Source organism: Mesorhizobium sp. XAP4 (assembly GCF_029269325.1).
Classification (GTDB): domain Bacteria; phylum Pseudomonadota; class Alphaproteobacteria; order Rhizobiales; family Rhizobiaceae; genus Mesorhizobium; species Mesorhizobium ciceri.
In genome coordinates this window covers 713,619-733,294 of sequence record NZ_JARIXW010000001.1, presented here as the reverse complement: position 1 = coordinate 733,294, position 19,676 = coordinate 713,619, and the positions used below count along the sequence as shown (strand labels likewise).

Here is a 19,676-nt window from a genome sequence, read left to right as displayed (position 1 = left end):
CGCTCAGAATGCCTGTCCGATGCCGGCATAGATGCCGAAATGCGGATCGCCCGGATCGCGGTTGAGCGGCACGGCCGCGTCGATGCGCAGCGGCCCGAACGGCGTGACATAGCGCAGGCCGACGCCGGCGCCGACCTTGACATCGGAGAAATCGGGAACCGATTTGGTCGACACGGTGCCGGCATCGACGAACGGCACGATGCCGATCGTGTCGGTGATGGCGATGCGCATCTCGACCGAGGTTTCGAAGAAGGACAGGCCGCCGATCGGCTGGCCGGTGAAATCCTTCGGACCGATGCCCTGATAGGCGTAGCCGCGCACCGAACCGCCGCCGCCGGAATAGAAGCGCCGGTCGGCCGGCACATTCTGAAGCCCGGTGCCGACGATCGACCCGATGGCGACACGTTCGGCCAGCACGAACTTGGAAGCCGAATCCAGCGACTGATAGGCCGATCCCTCGCCCTTGAGCTTCAGGAAGGCCGCACCATTCAAAATGTCGTAGCTCGGCTCGGCATAGGCCAGCACCCGGAAGCCGCTGGTCGGGTTCAGGCGGTTGTCCCTGTTGTCGTAGACATATTGCAGCGGAATGCTGGCGATCAGGTATTTGTGCTTGCCGAAAGCGTCGTGGATGCGGGAATAGTCGAGCGCCACCTCGGCGGAAACCGTCTGCTTCTTGGTCAGTTCGTAGGACAGGCCGGCGCTGCCCTTGACCGAGAAATGGTCATAGGCATCAGGATGTTCGAGCACCGTCTTGACGCCGGCGAAGAACTTCGATGCCGGTCCGATCACACCGGGTTTCTCGAACATGATGCCGGCATTGTAGTTGAGTTCGCCGAGATCGTTGCTGCCAATGCCGCTGATCTTGCCATCGATGCGCAGCTTCTCGGCCCGGCCGAACAAATTGCGGTGGCCCCAATAGCCCTCAAGGCCCAGCCCCTCGGTGTTGGAAAAAGTGCCGCCGACGCCGAAATAGCGTGGCTTGCGCTCGCTGACCTGGACGCCGATCGGAATGTTGCCGTCGGCATCGAGCTTGTCGGCTTCCTTGAACGTCACGCTGTTGAAGACCTCGAGCGCCAGCAGCCGGTCGCGCGCGTCGTCGATCTCTTGCGGCGAGTATTGCCGGCCGCGCTTGAGGCCAGTCATGTATTCGGTGAAGTCGCGGTCGACCTTCTCGGTGCCTTCCACGGTGGTCGGGCCATAGCCGGCGACCGGTCCGGCGGCGACCGTCAGCGTCACGTCGAGCGTCGAGGTGGCATGGTCGGCGACGATCTGGCGGTCCGTCACCTCTGCCAGCGGCCTGCCTTGCTCCTTCAGCGTCCGCACGATCAGCGCCTCGGCCTTGAGCACTGCGCCGGATCCGGCGTCGCCGCCTGATATCAGGCCATAATCGGCGCTCATCAGTCCTGCCGCGTCGCCTTGCAGCCTGATATTGCCCAAGGTGAATTTCGGCCCGGTAGCAATGTCGATCGCCACGGGAACCGGCTGCGGACCCTTGAATTCGGCATCTGGCGGCAAATCGTCGAGCGGCTTGCCGTCGATGGTGACGGTGACGACGCCTTCGTAGCGGGCATCGGCATAGAGCGCGGCGACAAGCTGTTCGCGGTCGCTGCGCGCCTTGGCCATCAGCCCGAGCGAGCCTGAAACCGGACGCTCCTCGTCGCTCTTCAGCGCCGAGGCATTTTCGAGCTTCTTGACCAGGTCCTTGTCCGCGTCGGGGGCATTGATGGTCACGGCGTAGCGCAGCGGATCGACGATGTCGGCATCCTCGTCGCTGGACGATCCCCACAGCTTGAAGCCGAAAAGCTCGAAAGCGGCCGCCGGGGGCGATTCGGCGACGAGCACGGTCGAGCACATCATGGCCAGCAGCAGGGCGCGCAGAAGCGCACGCCCTGGCGCGCGACCTCCTGACATCTGCTCTTCATGCGCCGGCATTAAGACAACCTAGGTTACAAAACTAAAATTGGAATGAAGTTCTGAAGCGCTCGTAAAGGGGCCACAATCCAATTGTCTGAAATAGGACGGGCTTGGAATTCACACCTTTTGCGTTGCCGCAAGAAAGCGTGATCCCCTGTCCTATGGAGGTACTACCGGTCATCGGCCGGAAAGGAAACCGTTGGCAGGCGGAACCCTGCCGCGTCCTTGTGTTGACAAGCCTGACTGAAGCTTGATCATGCCCGGACGTCAGCTGTGTCTGGAGGGGTGTTATGGCAATGCGCGCGGCTCGTGGTCTTTCGATTCTGATTCTCCTGTTTTTTGCCTGGGCCAATGTCCTGGCCTGGAGCAGCGTCTCGCAGGCGGCCGAAGCCCGGCGTATCGCGACAACGGACAATTCCGATTATTTCGGCTTTGATCTCAGGTCCGACCAGAATGTGACAATCGACCAGTGCAAGACGACATGCCTGGGAGACCCGGCCTGCCGCGCCTTCACCTACAATAAAAAGGCCAAATGGTGCTTCCTCAAATCCGACTACAACCAGTTGAAAACCTTCAATGGCGCGGTCGCCGGCAAGGTCGTCAACATCGATGGCGATCCTGATATCGGCGCGCCGCCGGAACTCGCCTTCTTCCCCAACTGGATGGCCGACCAGGCCCAGCAATACCGCAACAAGCTGCTCGGCCCGGCCTATGACAAGCCGACAGAAGGCATGGCTGCCTTGCTGAGTGCCGCCGAACAGGCCGTGCTGACCGGCGACCACCGCTCCGCCATGCTGAAATACGAGGCCGCTGTCTCGGTACTGCCCGATGATGGCCAGCTCTGGCTCAACCTGGCGCGTGAAACGCTGGCCGTGCAGCCCGCCGCCAGCACATCCGAAGCTTCCACTTTGCCGACGAACGGCACTTCGGCCGCATTCAATGCCTATAAACTACTGCGCACCACCAAGACGCGCGCCGAAGTGCTGGCGCTGCTCGGCAACGGCCTCGACAAGCGCGATCTCTACCGGCCGGCGCTACAGGCCTATGAGGCGAGCCTTGCCCTGAACCCGTCGCCGGCGGTCCAGGCCGACTATGCCGATCTGAAGGCGCGCAAGGGTTTCCGCGTTATCGACCACACCATCGACGCCGACACCAGCGCGCCGCGCATCTGCGCGCAATTCTCCGAAGATCTGGTCAAGACCGGCGTCGATTACGCGCAATTCGTCACCGTCGACAATGCACCGCCCAAGGGCGTCGAGGCCAAGGACAAGCAGATCTGCGTCGAAGGGCTGGAGCATGGCCAGCACTACGACGTCACCTTCCGCGCCGGCCTGCCGGCGGCAATCGGCGAAGTGACCGCGGCACCCGTGGTGCTGTCGATCTATGTCCAGGACCGCGCACCGTCCGCCCGCTTCACCGGTGATAGCTTCGTGCTGCCGGCCGGCGCGCGCCGTGGCATTCCGATCGTTACCGTCAACATGAACGCTGCCGAGATGAAGCTCTATCGCATCGGCGATCGTTCGCTCGCCCAGCTTCTGTCGGGCTACCAGTTCCTGCACCAGCTGGACGGCTATGACATCTCCAACATTTCCGAGCAGATGGGCGCGCCGGTCTGGCAAGGCCAGCTCGACATCGCCAATGACCTCAACAAGGAGGTCACCACCTCCTTCCCGGTCGACCAGGCGGTGCCGCAGCGCAAGCCCGGCGTCTACGTGCTGACCGCCCAGGCCGTCAACGACAAGAGCGACGACTACAACTCGATGGCCACGCAATGGTTCGTCGTCTCCGACATCGGCCTGTCGACCTATACCGGTCAGGACGGGCTCAATGTCTTTGCCCGTTCGCTGGGCAGCGCCAAGCCGATCGCCGGCGCCGAACTGACGCTGGTCGCCAGGAACAATGAGGTTCTGGGCACGGCGACGTCGGATGCCGACGGCCATGCCGTCTTCAACCCCGGCCTGACGCGCGGCGACGGCGGCATGGTGCCGGCCGTGCTGATGGCAAAGCAGGGCGACAATGACTTCGTCTTCCTCGACATGGGCCGGGCCGGCTTCGACCTGTCCGACCGCGGCGTCACCGGGCGCGCGGCGCCAGGTGCGCTCGACGTCTATGCCTGGACCGAACGCGGTATCTACCGCGCCGGCGAGGATGTTCATGTCGCCGCACTTGCTCGCGACGGTGCCGCCAAGGCGGTCGAAAACCTGCCGTTGACCTTCATCTTCTCGCGCCCCGACGGCGTCGAGGACCGCCGTATCGTCAGCGACGGCGCATCGGCCGGCGGCCATGCCGTCGACCTGCCGCTCGCCCCCAACGCCATGCGCGGCACCTGGTCGGTGTCGATCTACACCGATCCCAAGCAGCCCGCGGTGGCCAGCCAGATGTTCCTGGTCGAGGATTTCGTGCCGGATCGCATCGAATTCGACATGAAGGCCGACAAGCAGGAAATCGCCCAGGGCGAAACCGCCAACATCGACATTGACGGCCGCTTCCTCTATGGCGCGCCGGCAGCAGGCTTGGCGCTGGAAGGCGAGCTGACGCTGTCGACGTCGCGCGACTGGGACCGTTTCCAGGGCTTTTCCTTCGGTCTCGCCGACGAGCAGTCGGCCGAACCCACGGTCACCCCCCTCGCCGATCTGCCGGTGGTTGGCGATGACGGCAAGGTGACCTTCCCGGTCTCCGTCGACCAACTGCCCTCGACCACCAAGCTGGTCGACGCCAAGGTGACGGTCAGGATGCGCGAAACCGGCGGCCGCGCCATCGAGCGCTCGCTCAACATCGGCATCCGCCCGCAGGGCCATATGATCGGCATTCGTCCGGATTTCGCCGACAATGAAGTGCCACAGGGCGGCACGGCCAAGTTCAGCCTGATCGCCGTCGATCCCGACGGCAAGCGTGAGGCGCTGAAAGGCGCGCAATGGACGCTGGTTAAGGTCGAACGCAATTACCAGTGGTACCGCTCCAACAATTCGTGGAATTACGAGCCGGTGACCTTCACCAAGTCGATCGCCAACGGCCAGGTCGACCTCAACGCCGACGGCGACGCAACGGTCTCCGTGCCGGTCGATTGGGGTCAGTACAGGCTCGAGGTTGAAACCGCCGATCCCGAAGGACCGGCGACCAGCTACGAGTTCGACGCCGGCTGGTATGTCTCCTCGACCACCACCGAAACGCCTGACGGCCTCGAAATCGCCCTCGACAAGGACAATTATGCCGCCGGCGAAGTGGCCAAGCTGAAAATCTCGCCGCATTTTGCCGGCGAACTCTTGATCAACATCGGCTCCGACAAGCTGTTGAAGACCATCACGGCGTCAGTGCCGGCCGGCGGCAGCACCGTCGACATTCCGGTCGGCGACGACTGGGGCGCCGGCGCCTATGTCACCGCAACCCTGTTCCGGCCGGGCGATGCGCAGGAGACGCGCATGCCGGCCCGCGCCATCGGCGTGAAATGGCTGAAGGTCGATCCGGGTTCGAAGAAGCTCGCCATCACCTTGACGCCACCGGACAAGACCATGCCGCGCCAGCAGCTGTCGATCCCGGTTTCGGTCGCCGGCGTGCAGCCGGGCAGCAATGCCTATGTCATGGTTGCCGCCGTCGATGTCGGCATCCTCAACCTGACCAGCTACAAGGCGCCGGATCCGGAGAACTGGTTCTTCGGCCAGCGCATGCTGGGCATGGAAATCCGCGACATCTACGGTCGCCTGATCGACGGTTCTCTGGGCAACGCCGGCAAGCTCAGGACCGGCGGCGACGGCGCCAACATGCAGGCGCAAGGCAGCCCGCCGACCGAAAAGCTGGTCGCCTTCTTCTCCGGCGTCGTCGAGCTTGACGCCGACGGCAAGGCGCGGGTCGACTTCGACATCCCGCAGTTCAACGGCACCGTGCGCGTCATGGCCGTCGCCTGGACCAAGGACGCGGTCGGCCACGCCCAGTCCGACGTGATCGTGCGCGATCCCGTGGTCATCACCGCCGGCCTGCCGCGCTTCCTGGCGCCTGGTGACGCCGCCGTTATGCGCCTCGACGTCGCCGACACCGATGGTCCGGCCGGCGACTATGCGTTCTCGATCGAAACGACGGGCGACCTGTCGACGGGCGACAAGCCCCTGCCCCAGAAGCTGACGCTCGCCCAGGGCAAGCGCCAGACGCTGACCGTGCCGCTGATCGCTCAGACGGCCGGCAATGCCTCGCTCACCATCAAGCTTGCCCATGCCGACGGCACCAAGGTCGAGCAGACGCTCTATGTGCCGGTGCGCCCGGCGCAATTACCGGTCACCACCCGCCTGGTGGTCGACCTCAAGGGCGATGGCGGCGCGCTTCGCGTCGACAAGGAGCTGCTCGCGGCAAGCCTGCTCGACGGCGCCTCTGTCAGCGTCGGCGTTTCGCAGGCTGCCGCCTTCGACGTGCCTTCGCTGCTGATGACGCTCGACCGCTACCCCTATGGGTGCGCCGAGCAGACCACCAGCCGCGCCATGCCGCTTCTCTACGTCAATGAATTGGCGTCCGGCATCGGCATGGCCAGCGATCCCGATATCCATGGCCGCATCCAGGACGCCATCTACAAGGTTCTGAGCTACCAGGCCTCGGGCGGCAGCTTCGGCCTGTGGGGCCCGGGCTCCGGCGATCTGTGGCTCGATGCCTATGTCACCGACTTCCTGACCAGGGCGCGCGAGCAGAAATACGACGTGCCGAGCCTGGCCATGAACCAGGCGCTCAGCAACCTGCAGAACTCACTCGGCTACGACCAGAGCGTCCAGGACCGGGGCAGCGAGATCGCCTACGCCCTCTACGTTCTGGCCCGCAACAAGAAGGCCTCGATCGGCGACCTGCGCTACTATGCGGACACGCAGCTCGAAGCTTTTTCCAGCCCGATGGCCGTTGCCCAGCTGGCGGCAAGCCTGGCGCTCTACGGCGATACACCGCGTGCGGAATCGACGTTCAAGACTGCCCTGCAGTTGGCCAAGTCGACCACCGACTACGACTACTACCGCTCCGACTACGGTTCGCGGCTGCGTGATGGCGCGGCGATGCTGGCGTTGGCGGCGGAATCCAAGCCGGTACCGACAATCGTGCCGGAGCTGATCAGGCTGGTGACCAGGGAACGCGCCGAAGCCCGCTGGACCAGCACCCAGGACGAATCCTGGATGCTGCTGGCGGCCCGCGCGCTGAAAGAAGGCAATGATACGATCACGCTGACCGTCAATGGCGCGGCACATTCCGGCGGCTACTCCGACCAGGTCGAAGGCTCTGACCTTGTCGACAGCCCGCTGACCATCGCCAACACCGGCAAGACCCCGCTGCAGGCCGTCGTCACCACGGTGGCGTCGCCGGTCCAGCCCCTGCCGGCCGGCGGCGATGGCTTCACCATCAGCCGCACCTACTACAAGCTCGACGGCACCGAGGCCAATGTCACCGAGGCGACGCAGAACGAACGCTATGTCGTCGTGCTCAAGGTCAACGAGCAGAACACATGGCCATCGCGCCTGCTGGTCACCGACCTGTTGCCGGCCGGCTTCGAGATCGACAATCCCGGCCTGGTCTCCAGCGCCCAGTTGACGAACTTCTCGTGGCTGGCGCAGACCGATGCGGCCCATCTCGAATTCCGCGACGACCGTTTCGTCGCGGCATTCAACCCGGCCGACGGCGACCACGACCACAATCTGACCCTCGCCTATGTCGTGCGCGCCGTGACGCCGGGTACCTATGCGCACCCCGCGGCAACGGTGGAAGACATGTATCGGCCGCAATACTCGGCCCGCACCGCCACCGGCATGATGGAGATCAAGGCGCCGTAAGGCGCTGATGGTGATGGACGCGATGAGCAAAGTGCCCCCTCACCCGCCCTCCGCTTCGCTTGGTCGACCTCTCCCCGAGGGGAGAGGAGACGGCCAGCGCTGGCGCCAGTCTCTTCTCCCCACCGGAGAGAAGGCGGCCGCGAAGCGGCCGGATGAGGGGGGCATCTTTACTGCCATGAAGATGCTTCGCAAATTCGCTGTTGGAGCGGCAGGGTGCGCCGGCATCCTCGCCCTTTCCGCCGCGTCCCTCTGGGAACTCGACCGCGCCTTCCCGCCCCCGCTTCCAGCCGAACTCACAGTCTCCACCGAAGTCCAGGACCGCGATGGCCAGTTGTTGCGCGCCTTCGCCACGCCGGACGGCTACTGGCGGCTCGAAACCCGGCTCGACCAGGTCGACAAGCAATTCGTCGACATGCTGGTCACCTATGAAGACAAACGTTTCTGGGACCATGAGGGCGTCGACGTGCTGGCGCTGGCGCGCGCCGCCGGCCAGTTCGCCACCAGCGGCCACATCGTTTCCGGCGGCTCGACGCTTTCGATGCAGCTTGCCCGGCTGATCGAGCCGCGCGAAAGCCGCAGCCTCGGCTCCAAGATCAAGCAGATGCTGCGCGCCATCCAGATCGAACGGCGGCTGTCGAAACGCGAAATCCTCGAACGCTACCTGACGCTGGCGCCCTATGGCGGCAATCTGGAAGGCGTGCGCGCCGCCTCGCTGGCCTATTTCGGCAAGGAGCCGAAACGGCTCACCGTTTCCGAATCCGCCCTGCTCGTCGCCCTGCCGCAGCTGCCGGAAAAACGCCGCCCCGACCGCAATTTGAAGATCGCCCACGCCGCCCGCGACCGGGTGCTGACCCGCATGGTCTCTTCCGGACTGCTCGGCGAGCGCGAGGCCGCGCGTGCCGCCCTCGACGATGTCTCGGGCCTGCGCCGTACCCTGCCGGCCCTCGCTGCGCATGCAGCCTATGCGATGCTGCCCAAGGCCGTCCCCGGCCAGCCCTTGCAACTGACGATCCGCAAGAGCGTCCAGGAAGGGTTGGAACAGGTGGCGAGGGACGCCGCCACCAAGCTCGGCCCTCGCCTGTCGGTCGCCATGGTGCTGGCCGACTCCCGCACCGGCGACATTCTCGGCGAAGTCGGCTCGGCCAATTTCTTCGACGCCAACCGCTCCGGCTGGATCGACATGACAAAGATCGTCCGCTCGCCCGGCTCGACGCTGAAGCCGTTCATCTACGGTCTTGCCTTCGAACAGGGCCTGGTGGCGCAGGAGACGCTGATCGATGACAGCCCTGTCGATTTCTCCGGCTACCGGCCGAAGAATTTCGACATGGGCTACCAGGGCGATGTCAGCATCCGGCAAGCGCTGCAACTGTCGCTCAACGTGCCGGCGATCCGCGTGCTCGACGCGGTCGGGCCAACGCGGCTGATGGCGCGCTTCCGCCAGGCCGGCGTCAGCCCCATACTGCCGGTCAACGAGGCGCCGGGCCTGGCCATCGGCCTTGGCGGCGTAGGCGTCACGCTGCGCGACCTCGTCCAGCTCTACACAGGGCTCGCCAATGGCGGCAAGACGCACACGCTGCATGACGGCACCGAGCCGGCCAATGCCGAGCGCACCAGCGCCACCATCCTCGACGGTCAGGCCAACTGGCAGATCATCGACATACTGTCGGGCGTCAAGCCGCCCGAGGGTGCCCTGCAGCGCGGCATTGCCTACAAGACCGGCACGTCCTACGGGTACCGCGACGCGTGGTCGGTCGGCTTCGACGGCCGCTATGTGCTCGGTGTCTGGGTCGGCCGTCCCGACGCCGGCGCGGTGCCCGGACTGTCCGGTTATGTCTCGGCCGCTCCCATCCTGTTCGAGGGTTTTGTCCGCTCGGGCCTGGTCGCCGTCCCCTTGCCGGGCAAGCCGCCCGGACTGTTCAGCCCCAGGCGCGAGGACCTGCCGGTGACGCTCGCCCGCTTCGGCGCCGGAGCGGACGGTCTGGTGCAGGCGACAGTGACCGAACCCGCACCGACCATCATCTTCCCGCCCGACGGCGCCCGCGTCGATCTCGGCACCAATTCGGTCGACGCCTCGCCGCTGGTGCTGAAACTGCAAGGCGGCCGTGCGCCGTTCCGCTGGCTGGCCAACGGCAAGCCGCTGGTGGGCATCGACCGTCGCCGCACCGCGACCTGGCAGCCCGACGGCGCTGGCTATTCGACGCTGACCGTCATCGACGCCGCGGGACGTGCGGCGAGCGTGAAGGTGTTTGTCGAATAGACGGCTGCAAGCGATTCGTGGAATTGGCTTTCCACAGGCTCAGCGGATAGCAGGATACTCACCCATGCCTGTTCCGAGGCACCCCCCTCTGGCCTGCCGGCGATCTCCCCCGCAAGGAGGGCGATCGGATGTCCTTGCCGCTTTCGCCAGTTATCAATGGTGGAGCAGGACGCCAAAGCTGCCAATCTCCCCCCTTGCGGGGGAGATGCCTGGCAAGGCAGAGGGGGGTGCCTCGCGCGATCCTTTCCTGTCGGCAGCCTCAGCACTGGCAGCAACAATCCTTGTCACGGCAATCACCCTCCCTGCTCTCGCTGACCCACTCCCCGCCGGCTTTGTCCGGCTCGCCGATGTCGACCCCTCGATCCGCCAGGACATCCGCTACGCCGGATCGGATAATTTTCTGCACCGCAAGGTGAACGGCTATGACGCCCCGGTCTGCATCCTCACCGAGGATGCGGCGAAGGCACTCTCCGCTGTCCAGAAAGCGATCGCGGCCAAACGCCTGACCCTGGTGGTGTTCGATTGCTACCGCCCTGCCCGCGCCGTCGCCGACATGGGCGAATGGACAAAACAGGGCGGGCCGCCCGATCCGCAATGGTATCCGGAGGTCAGGCGCAGCGACCTGATCGCCAAGGGCTATGTCGGAGAGTTGTCGACTCATTCACGTGGCTCGACCGTCGACGTCGCCGTCGCCCGGATGGACCGCAGGTCCAGCCCGAACCCGGCCTGCGGCACCGGGGATGCCGACACGCTCGATTTCGGTACCGGTTTCGACTGCTTTGATTCAATGAGCGAAACCGCATACCGCGGCCCTGCCAGTGAAGCGGCGGCAAATCGCAAGATGCTTGTCGAAGCCATGCGCGCCGGCGGCTTCAAGAACTATGCAAGGGAATGGTGGCACTTCACGCTGAAAAGCGAACCGTTCGCCAAACAGCGTTTCGACTTTCCCATCACCGCCGATTGAGGCACCGGATCAAATTCCACACCTTGCCTCGGCACTACCCATTGCTAGATAGGCTGAGTGGCAGGGCCATGGATTCTTCCTTTGGCCGCAAGAGGAAAATATTTCTCCAAAGGACGAAATGGCGCCGAACATTTTCTCAAGAGGGGCAAAAAAGGCAACATTGAATGCATCTAATTTCTACCAATTCGGTAGATTTGGCGCGGGTTCAACGGAGGCAGAAATGACCAAACCTCATTTCAGGAAACTGCTCGGCGCACTGGTCGCCACATCTGTCCAGTTCGGCACGCTCGGTTTCGCGTTTGCCGATACCACCATTCTCAACGTCTCCTACGATCCGACACGCGAGCTCTACAAGGCCTATGACGAAGCTTTCGTCGCCCATTGGAAGGCCGAGACCGGAGAGACGGTCACCGTCCAGCAGTCGCATGGCGGATCGGGCGCCCAGGCCCGCGCCGTGATCGACGGCCTCGACGCCGATGTGGTGACGCTGGCACTCGAAGGCGACATCAATGCCATCGTCTCGAAGTCGAAGAAGATCAATCCGGACTGGCGCACCAAATTCGAAAACAATTCGGCGCCCTACACCTCGACCATCATCTTCCTCGTGCGCAAGGGCAATCCCAAGGGCATTCACGACTGGAGCGACCTCGTCAAGGACGGTGTCCAGGTGATCACGCCCAATCCCAAGACGTCCGGCGGCGCGCGCTGGAACTATCTCGCCGCATGGGCCTACGCCAACGCCAATGACGGCGGCGACGAGACCAAGACCAAGGAGTTCGTCGGCAAGCTCTACGCCAATGCCCCGGTGCTCGACACCGGCGCGCGCGGCTCGACCGTGACCTTCGCGCAAAAGGGTCTCGGCGATGTGCTTATCGCCTGGGAAAACGAGGCCTATCTGGCGCTCGACGAGTTCGGTGCCGACAATTTCGACATCATCTACCCGCCGACCTCCATCCTGGCAGAACCGCCGGTGGCAGTGGTCGACGCCAATGTCGATGCCAAGGGCACGCGCAAGATCGCCGAAGCCTATCTGAGCTGGCTCTACTCCAAGGAAGCGCAGACGATCATCGCCAAGAACCATTATCGTCCTGCCAAGCCCGATCTGGTGCCGGCCGAGGACCTCGCCAAGCTGCCGCCGATCAAACTTGTAACCATCGACGATCCACAGTTTGGTGGCTGGAAAAAAGCACAGCCTTATCATTTCGGCGATGGTGGTATATTCGACCAGATCTACAAGCCCCAGTAAGCAGTCGATATTCAGGACGACATGACCACAGCACCCGCCCAAGCGGGGTGGCGATTCAGGCAGCCGAGCGTCATTCCGGGTTTCGGATTGACGCTCGGCTTCTCGCTTGCCTACCTCACCCTCATCATCCTCATCCCGCTATCCGGGCTGCTCTGGCGCTCGGCCGCCCTTGGCTGGCCTGAATTCTGGGCGATCGCCACCGATCGCCGCACCGTCAATGCGCTGAGAATCAGCTTCGGCACTGCCTTCGTCGCGGCTGCTGTCAACGTCGTCTTCGGCACGCTGGTCGCATGGGTGCTGGTGCGTTACCGCTTCCCCGGCCGCCGCATCGTCGATGCCATGGTCGATCTGCCCTTCGCCTTGCCGACGGCTGTGGCCGGCATCGCGCTGACCACGCTCTACGCGCCGAACGGCTGGATCGGCAAATTGCTGATGCCGCTCGGCATCAAGGTCGCCTATACCCCACTGGGTATCGTCATCGCGCTGATCTTCATCGGCCTGCCCTTCGTCGTGCGCACCGTGCAGCCGATCATGGAGGAGATCGACAAGGAAGTGGAGGAAGCCGCGGCCACCCTTGGCGCCAATCGTTTCCAGATCATCACCCGCATCCTGTTTCCGGGCCTGGCGCCGGCCATCGTCACCGGCTTCGCGCTCGCCTTCGCGCGCGGCGTCGGCGAATACGGCTCGGTCATCTTCATCGCCGGCAACTTGCCCTACAAATCAGAGATCGCGCCGCTGCTGATCGTCATCCGGCTGGAGGAATACAATTACCCGGCGGCAACCGCGATTGCGGCGATCATGCTCGCCCTGTCATTCATCATGCTTTTGGTCGTCAATCTCGCACAGTCGTGGAGCCGCAAGCGCTATGGCTGATCCGGAGATCAAATCCTACGAACCGCACCATGAAAGCCAATCGGCGGCGGTCACGGAAAGCCGCCCGGCGCGCCTGGCCCTGATGGCCGTCGCCTTTGCCTTCCTCGGCATTTTCCTGCTCTTGCCGCTGATCATCGTCTTCAACGAAGCCTTCGCCAAGGGCATCGGTGCCTACACCGAAGCGCTCGGCAATCCCGACACACGCTCGGCGATCCGGCTGACGCTGCTGGTCGCCGCGATCTCGGTACCGCTCAACATTGTGTTCGGCATCTCCGCCGCCTGGGCGATCGCCAAGTTCGAGTTCAAGGGCAAGGCCTTCCTGACCACGCTGATCGACCTTCCCTTCTCGGTCTCCCCGGTCATATCGGGCCTCGTCTATGTGCTTCTGTTCGGCGCCCAGGGGCTGCTCGGCACCTGGCTGAAAGCGCATGGCATCGTCATCCTGTTTGCCGTGCCGGGCATCGTGCTGGCCACAATCTTCGTCACCTTCCCCTTCGTCGCCCGCGAGTTGATCCCGCTGATGCAGGAGCAAGGCAATGGCGACGAGGAGGCAGCACTTTCGCTTGGCGCCAATGGCTGGCAGACCTTCTGGTACGTGACCTTGCCCAACGTCAAATGGGGGCTGCTCTACGGCGTGCTCCTGTGCAATGCGCGTGCCATGGGCGAGTTCGGCGCGGTCTCGGTGGTGTCGGGCCATATACGCGGCCTGACCAACACCATGCCGCTGCATGTCGAAATCCTCTATAACGAGTACAACGCCGTCGGCGCCTTCGCCGTCGCTTCATTGCTTGCGGGCCTGGCGCTCGTCACGCTGGTCTTGAAAACACTTCTCGAGATGCGCTACGGCGCCGAGATCGCCGCGACGCGCGGACACTGACAGAGGGATTTGCATGGAAGTTCGCGTTGCCAACGTGCGCAAGGAGTTTGACCGGTTTCCGGCCCTCCACGACGTGTCGCTCGATATCAAGTCGGGCGAACTGATCGCGTTGCTGGGGCCGTCCGGCTCCGGCAAGACGACGCTGCTCAGGCTGATCGCCGGACTGGAGCGGCCGACGCGCGGAAACATCTTCTTCGGCGACGAGGACGCCTCGCACAAGTCGATCCAGGATCGCAATGTCGGGTTTGTCTTCCAGCACTATGCGCTGTTCCGGCACATGACGGTGGCCGACAATATCGGCTTCGGCCTGAAGGTCCGGCACGGGCCGTCGCGCCCCCCGGCGCAGGAGATCCGCCGCCGCGCCTCCGAGCTTCTGGACCTTGTCCAGCTGTCGGGGCTGGAAAAGCGCTATCCGGCGCAGCTTTCCGGCGGCCAGCGGCAGCGCGTGGCGCTGGCGCGGGCCATGGCCATCGAACCCAAGGTGCTGCTGCTCGACGAACCGTTCGGCGCGCTTGACGCGCAGGTGCGCCGGGAATTGCGCCGCTGGCTGCGCGAAATCCATGACGCCACCGGCCACACCACCGTCTTCGTCACCCACGACCAGGAAGAGGCGCTGGAGCTTGCCGACCGCGTCGTGGTGATGAGCCAGGGTCGCATCGAGCAGGTCGGCACCGCCGACGACATCTACGACACGCCGAACTCGCCCTTCGTCTACGGCTTCATCGGTGAATCGAGCTCGCTTCCCGTCAAAGTCGAGAATGGCGAGATCTGGCTCGCCGACCGTCCGATCGGGCTTGCCGCGCCCAACGAGCCCTCGGGCGATGCGACGCTCTACTTCCGCCCGCACGATGTCGAATTGCTGGACGGCTGCAGCGGCTGCATCGCCGGCACGGTCGCCGCCAGCCGGCGCGTCGCCGGCACGCGCCGGGTCGAGCTTGAAATCGGTGGTGAGCGTCAGCGGGTCGAAATCGAGTTGCCGGTCGATCATCCCGCGGCGCAAAAAAGCCGGGTGGCGTTCCGCCCCGGCCGCTGGAAGCTTTTTCCGGCGGCTTGATTCTCGGCTCAAGCGCTACGCCAACCGGTTTTCGACCTTCAGATTCCTGATCCGGGTGAACTCTCCCGTGTTGGGCTGCGGTTGTTGCGAAACAGCTTCGCCTCCTTGGGCGGCGTTGTTGAATGACGGTTCTGGGGCATGGCGGCAGCTGTTTGTATCTGCCTTTTGTATATGCCATGCAGCACCGCAAACAAGGCGCAGAAAAACTCCGACGAAGGTAGCCATCTCCTGGAACAGAATTCCAACAGGTGCCAACTTAGGCGATATATTTTCCCACGACGAGGGCGCGAACCGACAGCGCATGCCTCGTCGCGCATGATACGTCACGGCTATGGTCCGACCATCAACGCATTGCATCGGAGCCTGTTTTCATGAAACGATTTTTCCTCGGGCTTGCCACCGTCGCCGGCCTGTTCCTTGCATCCTCCCAAGCCTGGTCGGCCGACAAACTGCTCAACGCATCCTATGATGTCGGCCGCGAACTGTTCGTGCAGGTCAACAAGGCTTTCATCGCCCAGCATCCGGGCGTCACCGTCGACCAGTCGCATGCCGGCACTTCGGCGCAGGCACGCGCCATCGCCGAGGGTCTTGGCGCCGACGTTGTTACCTTCAACCAGGTCATCGACATCGACTTCCTGGTCACGAAGGGCCTCGTCTCGGCCGACTGGCAGAAGGATTTCCCTGACAATGCCTCGCCCTTCTATTCTCTGCCTTCGTTCCTTGTCCGCGCGGGCAACCCCAAGCACATCAAGGACTGGAACGATCTCGTGCGCGACGACGTGCAGGTGATCTTCCCAAACCCGAAAACATCCGGCAATGCGCGCTACACCTATCTGGCGGCCACCGCCTACGCCAAGGAAGCCTTCAAGGGCGATGACGCCAAGGTGAAGGAGTTCATCACCAAGCTGTTCAACAACGTGCCGATCTTCGACACCGGCGGCCGCGCCGCGACCACCACCTTCGTGCAGCGCGAGATCGGTGATGTGCTGATCACCTTCGAGTCGGAGACGCGCGGCATCCGCAAGGAGTATGGCGACGACAAGTTCGAGCAGGTTACGCCTTCGGTCAGCCTGCTGGCCGAATTCCCGGTCGCCATCGTCGACAAGGTTGCCGACGATCACGGCACGCGCGATCTGGCCAAGACCTATCTCGACTTCCTCTACACGCCGGAGGGCCAGGACATCGCCGCCCGCAACGGCCTCAGAGCCCGCGACGCCGCTGTGGCGGCGAAATACAAGGCCGATTTCCCCGATGTCCGGCTGCTGACGGTGGAAGACGTTTTCGGCGGCTGGGACAAGGTGCAGAAAGAGCATTTCGCCGCCGGCGGCCTGCTCGACCAGACCTACGGCAGCCGCTGAGGCAGCGATACCTGCACAGCAGACGAAAAAGCCGGCGCGCTGCCGGCTTTTTTCGTTTTTGAACGCCGATAACCTGGTTATCAGCGGAATATCCGCGTTCTCAGTGCAAAACGTTACAAAGAATCAACGCGTTTATGCCTAACGTGCAATTTGGTGGCTGTTTCGCGAAACATCATCGCGCGGCGAAGACGTCATTATTTGCACACAAACAGTCGCCAGATGCGAGTGGTTGGGGCTTTTATGGGTTGATCTGGGCATGCTGACAAAAAAAGGCAAATACGGCCTCAAGGCCCTCGTGCATCTGTCTGGCCTGCCGGCCGGCCAATTGGCCTTCGTCAATGACATCGCTGTGGCCAACAACATCCCGAAGAAATTCCTCGATGCCATCCTGGGCGAATTGCGCAATGCCGGCTTCGTCCAGAGCCGCAAAGGCAAGGAAGGCGGCTACCGCCTTGCCCGGCCGGCCTCCGAAATCAAGATCGGCCATGTCGTGCGCGTGCTTGACGGGCCGCTGGCGCCGATCCCTTGCGCCAGCCGCACGCAGTATCAACGCTGCGAGGATTGCGACGAGGCGACCTGCCAGGTCCGCCACATGATGCTGGAGGTGCGGCAGGCAATCGCCGAAGTGCTGGATAATCGCAGCCTCGCCGCCATGCGCGATGCCGACAATGACGATTTTCCGGTCGAGCTGACGTCGCAGATCTAAACCACCGACTTCAAGCTGATCGCGTTCAGATAGAGATTCCTGCATTGAAGGAGAGGTTCTCCAAATCTCGGGTTGCGAAGCTCGAAATCACGGAGAACCTCATGCAGTTTTGGCCTATCCGTTCACATTAGACGCAGCCTCGAATACAGCGCGTGCGGACGTCGTACCCGCTACGTGCTCAGTACCCGCCACACCGAGGTCCATCCATCCCGCATTCACGGCCTCGAACATTTCTTCGGCAGGCCCGGAGTGACCCTTCGGGATGCCGAATTGCTCGAATGCTTCCGCCCACCCCGCACGCGGAATTGCAAAGGCCTTCACGGCGAGATTCAGGACTTCACCCAACTGCTCGGCGACTTCATCCGCGGTGACCATCGAACCGATCTCGACGATGCGTTGCCCTGACCACGTCGACCCGGTCAAAAGGGTTGCGACCTGTGCGCCGATGTCGTTCGTCGCAACCATGGTCGATTTCCGGTTTGTCGGATTATAGTAGACCGGTAGCATTCCGCCCTGCGCGACCTGCAAGCCGTAGAGGAAATTTTCGAAGAATCCCCCCGCGCGCACAAATGCGGTTGGTGATGTCAGGCCGCGAAACCCTTGCTCCAGAAGCGACAAGGCCGCGATCACCCCGTGCCCGCTTGTTCTGTTCGCACCCATCGACGAAAGCGCAACCACTCGCGGCGGCGCTGCCTTGGTCAGAGCCTCGACATAGCTAGCAATCACGCTCCTCGCTTCTTTGTAATCGGGCGACGGCGCCCAGACAGGGGGCAACATGACGAACGCGCCTTCGACGCCTTTGAGGGCTCGCTCGATGGCTGCCGAATCATTCCAGTCGCCGTCTACCAGTTCCACGCCCTGGTTCGCCCAATTGGCCGCCTTGTCGCGATTGCGGACGAGCGCGCGTACCTCCTTGCCGTGCGCCAGCAGATGCTCTGCCGTTGCGCCGCCAACTTTTCCCGTGATCCCCATTACTAGGAACATGTGTTTTCTCCTGATGTCGGGGGACAGAGCTGCCCCTGTTGGTTCAATGGATGAGCGGCAGAATGGCCCGGATACGGGGATCGCGGAGATAGAGGCCGCCCCAGGTCATCGCGCCCAGAAGCAGGGAGATGATTTCCGGCGGCGACCCCAACTCACCGATGCGGAGATGGGCGCAGATGGCACCTCCCAAAAAGCCCGTCACCAGGATCGCGCCGAGGACGGCGGTGACCGGGATGGCGTAGAGGATGGCGCAGGCGAGGATGATCGGACCCACGACACGGGTCAGGTCCATCGCAAACCCGGTTTCCTGCAACATGCTGGCGATCTGTGCCGGCGCGAAAAGCTGAACAGTGCCATCTGCCGTCAGAGTGATGACGACAAACGCGCTCATGATCCGGCCGGCCCACAGGGCGCGATGCAAGGTCATAATTTCCGGTGTCTGATGCAGGTTCACAGTTTCGGACACTTGTCATTCTCCGATGGGGAGATCCCATATTCGAAGCTTACTGTGCCTCTCAACTGTGATAAATGCCGAGGAAACGAACCAACTGTTCTCTTTTTGGGGAACAATCCGAGGCGCGAAAATGCAGAATCTCGAACCCATCCTCATTTTCACAACGGTCGCGGAAATGGGGAGCTTCACCCGCGCGGCCGATAGCCTGGGCATCCAAAAGGGGAGAGCCTCAACGGCGGTCCGCAAGCTGGAAGAAGATGTGGGTGTCAGGCTTCTGCACCGGACGACGCGCAGCGTGCGGTTGACGGAGGACGGACGCGCATTTCATGCCCGCGCCCGCGATCTGCTTGCTGAAGTCGATGATCTGCACTCGATGTTCGCAGGCGACCGCGTGGCACTTCGCGGCCGTTTGCGGGTCGACCTTCCGACCGAAGTGGCGCGCACAACGATCGTACCGGCTTTGCCGGATTTCATGGCGGCTCACCCCGAGTTGGAGCTGGAGGTGTCGAGTACGGATCGGCAAGTCGATCTGGTTCAAGAGGGGTTCGATTGTGTATTGCGGCTTGGACCCATTCGCGACGAGACCCTGATTGCCCGCCCGTTGGGCCTGTTGCGCATGGCCAACGCAGCCAGTCCCGCCTATCTGGCGCGCCATGGCGTGCCTCGATCGCTGGAAGATCTCCAGCGTCAGGAACATAGGGCAATTCATTTTTCGACGCTGCTGGGCGCGCGACCCTATGGATGGGAATATCCGGACGGCGACAGCTACGCGACGCTTCAGTTGCCAGGTGCGCTACACGTCAACAGCGCACAGACCTACGAAGCAGCGGCCCTCGCCGGCCTCGGCCTGATCCAGGCGCCACTCTTGGGCATTGGCCGATACTTGGAGAGTGGAGCGCTTGTCGAGATCCTACCCGATTTTCGTCGCCGGCCGCTCGCCGTGTCCCTCGTCGTCGCACATCGGAGCAATCTATCGCGCCGGGTCCGCGCGTTCATGAAATGGATCGAAGATGTGCTGATGCCATATATGGAATAGCGATACGACTATCTTCGTCCGGCCTTCGAAATCAACACTTCGTAAGCGGCGCGCTTGTCTCAAGTCTAGGGCAAGCGAAATCTGCAGAAGTCTTGAGCGCGGACATGACCTTGCACGGCCCAAGCCGACGCAGTAAAGCGGGGTTCGAAGAACGGGCTGGACCG

General features: G+C 63.2%; 13 protein-coding genes. 10 read left to right on the top strand and 3 right to left on the bottom strand.

The window, feature by feature from the left end; translation table 11 throughout:
• Positions 1-3 precede the first annotated feature (3 nt).
• Positions 4-1,932: an autotransporter assembly complex family protein gene (locus tag P3C39_RS03770; RefSeq protein WP_127367018.1), complete on the bottom strand. Its 1,929-nt coding sequence runs from the start codon at positions 1,930-1,932 to the stop codon at positions 4-6.
• 272 nt (positions 1,933-2,204) lie between these two features.
• Between P3C39_RS03770 and P3C39_RS03765 the strand changes: the two genes are divergently transcribed.
• The 9 genes from P3C39_RS03765 to P3C39_RS03725 all read left to right on the top strand — a co-directional run bounded on the left by P3C39_RS03765 (position 2,205) and on the right by P3C39_RS03725 (position 17,038).
• On the top strand, positions 2,205-7,703 hold the full coding sequence (locus P3C39_RS03765; protein ID WP_275952700.1) for an alpha-2-macroglobulin family protein: 5,499 nt from the start codon (positions 2,205-2,207) through the stop codon (positions 7,701-7,703).
• Positions 7,704-7,878: 175 nt separating this feature from the next.
• Positions 7,879-9,960: a penicillin-binding protein 1C gene (gene pbpC, locus P3C39_RS03760; RefSeq protein WP_013530878.1), complete on the top strand. Its 2,082-nt coding sequence runs from the start codon at positions 7,879-7,881 to the stop codon at positions 9,958-9,960.
• Positions 9,961-10,165: 205 nt separating this feature from the next.
• On the top strand, positions 10,166-10,924 hold the full coding sequence (locus tag P3C39_RS03755; protein WP_275952699.1) for a M15 family metallopeptidase: 759 nt from the start codon (positions 10,166-10,168) through the stop codon (positions 10,922-10,924).
• 220 nt (positions 10,925-11,144) lie between these two features.
• A complete protein-coding gene (locus P3C39_RS03750; RefSeq protein WP_275952698.1) occupies positions 11,145-12,170 on the top strand; it encodes a sulfate ABC transporter substrate-binding protein in 1,026 nt (341 codons plus the stop codon).
• 21 nt (positions 12,171-12,191) lie between these two features.
• Positions 12,192-13,043, top strand: a complete 852-nt coding sequence (gene cysT, locus P3C39_RS03745) for a sulfate ABC transporter permease subunit CysT (RefSeq protein ID WP_275952697.1) — start codon at positions 12,192-12,194, stop codon at positions 13,041-13,043.
• The gene (gene cysW / locus P3C39_RS03740) at positions 13,036-13,920 is read left to right on the top strand and encodes a sulfate ABC transporter permease subunit CysW (RefSeq protein ID WP_013530874.1); all 885 of its coding nucleotides are present in this window, start codon (positions 13,036-13,038) and stop codon (positions 13,918-13,920) included. Before cysT ends, cysW begins: the two co-directional genes overlap by 8 nt.
• 13 nt (positions 13,921-13,933) lie before the next feature.
• A complete protein-coding gene (locus tag P3C39_RS03735; RefSeq protein ID WP_013530873.1) occupies positions 13,934-14,974 on the top strand; it encodes a sulfate/molybdate ABC transporter ATP-binding protein in 1,041 nt (346 codons plus the stop codon).
• 371 nt (positions 14,975-15,345) lie between these two features.
• Positions 15,346-16,332 (top strand): sulfate ABC transporter substrate-binding protein, encoded by a 987-nt coding sequence (locus P3C39_RS03730; RefSeq protein WP_224675548.1) that lies wholly within the window; start codon positions 15,346-15,348, stop codon positions 16,330-16,332.
• A gap of 256 nt (positions 16,333-16,588) precedes the next feature.
• Positions 16,589-17,038, top strand: coding sequence for an Rrf2 family transcriptional regulator (locus P3C39_RS03725; RefSeq protein ID WP_013530871.1), 450 nt, complete (start codon positions 16,589-16,591; stop codon positions 17,036-17,038).
• 114 nt (positions 17,039-17,152) lie between these two features.
• Here P3C39_RS03725 and P3C39_RS03720 read toward each other — a convergent pair whose 3' ends face one another.
• Together P3C39_RS03720 and P3C39_RS03715 are read right to left on the bottom strand one after the other, a co-directional pair.
• On the bottom strand, positions 17,153-18,022 hold the full coding sequence (locus P3C39_RS03720) for an NmrA family NAD(P)-binding protein (protein ID WP_024501528.1): 870 nt from the start codon (positions 18,020-18,022) through the stop codon (positions 17,153-17,155).
• Between the two features lie 43 nt (positions 18,023-18,065).
• Positions 18,066-18,488, bottom strand: coding sequence for a DoxX family protein (locus P3C39_RS03715; protein WP_346016426.1), 423 nt, complete (start codon positions 18,486-18,488; stop codon positions 18,066-18,068).
• A gap of 118 nt (positions 18,489-18,606) precedes the next feature.
• Here P3C39_RS03715 and P3C39_RS03710 point away from each other — a divergent pair, with 118 nt between their 5' ends.
• Positions 18,607-19,512, top strand: coding sequence for a LysR family transcriptional regulator (locus P3C39_RS03710; protein ID WP_275952689.1), 906 nt, complete (start codon positions 18,607-18,609; stop codon positions 19,510-19,512).
• The last annotated feature ends 164 nt before the right edge of the window (positions 19,513-19,676 follow it).

Coding starts and splice junctions, on each gene's coding strand:
- P3C39_RS03770 (WP_127367018.1), bottom strand. CDS start 1,932: ATGCCGGCGCATGAAGAGCAGATGTCAGGAGGTCGCGCGCCAGGGCGT.
- P3C39_RS03765 (WP_275952700.1), top strand. CDS start 2,205: ATGGCAATGCGCGCGGCTCGTGGTCTTTCGATTCTGATTCTCCTGTTT.
- pbpC (WP_013530878.1), top strand. CDS start 7,879: ATGAAGATGCTTCGCAAATTCGCTGTTGGAGCGGCAGGGTGCGCCGGC.
- P3C39_RS03755 (WP_275952699.1), top strand. CDS start 10,166: ATGCCTGGCAAGGCAGAGGGGGGTGCCTCGCGCGATCCTTTCCTGTCG.
- P3C39_RS03750 (WP_275952698.1), top strand. CDS start 11,145: ATGACCAAACCTCATTTCAGGAAACTGCTCGGCGCACTGGTCGCCACA.
- cysT (WP_275952697.1), top strand. CDS start 12,192: ATGACCACAGCACCCGCCCAAGCGGGGTGGCGATTCAGGCAGCCGAGC.
- cysW (WP_013530874.1), top strand. CDS start 13,036: ATGGCTGATCCGGAGATCAAATCCTACGAACCGCACCATGAAAGCCAA.
- P3C39_RS03735 (WP_013530873.1), top strand. CDS start 13,934: ATGGAAGTTCGCGTTGCCAACGTGCGCAAGGAGTTTGACCGGTTTCCG.
- P3C39_RS03730 (WP_224675548.1), top strand. CDS start 15,346: ATGAAACGATTTTTCCTCGGGCTTGCCACCGTCGCCGGCCTGTTCCTT.
- P3C39_RS03725 (WP_013530871.1), top strand. CDS start 16,589: ATGCTGACAAAAAAAGGCAAATACGGCCTCAAGGCCCTCGTGCATCTG.
- P3C39_RS03720 (WP_024501528.1), bottom strand. CDS start 18,022: ATGTTCCTAGTAATGGGGATCACGGGAAAAGTTGGCGGCGCAACGGCA.
- P3C39_RS03710 (WP_275952689.1), top strand. CDS start 18,607: ATGCAGAATCTCGAACCCATCCTCATTTTCACAACGGTCGCGGAAATG.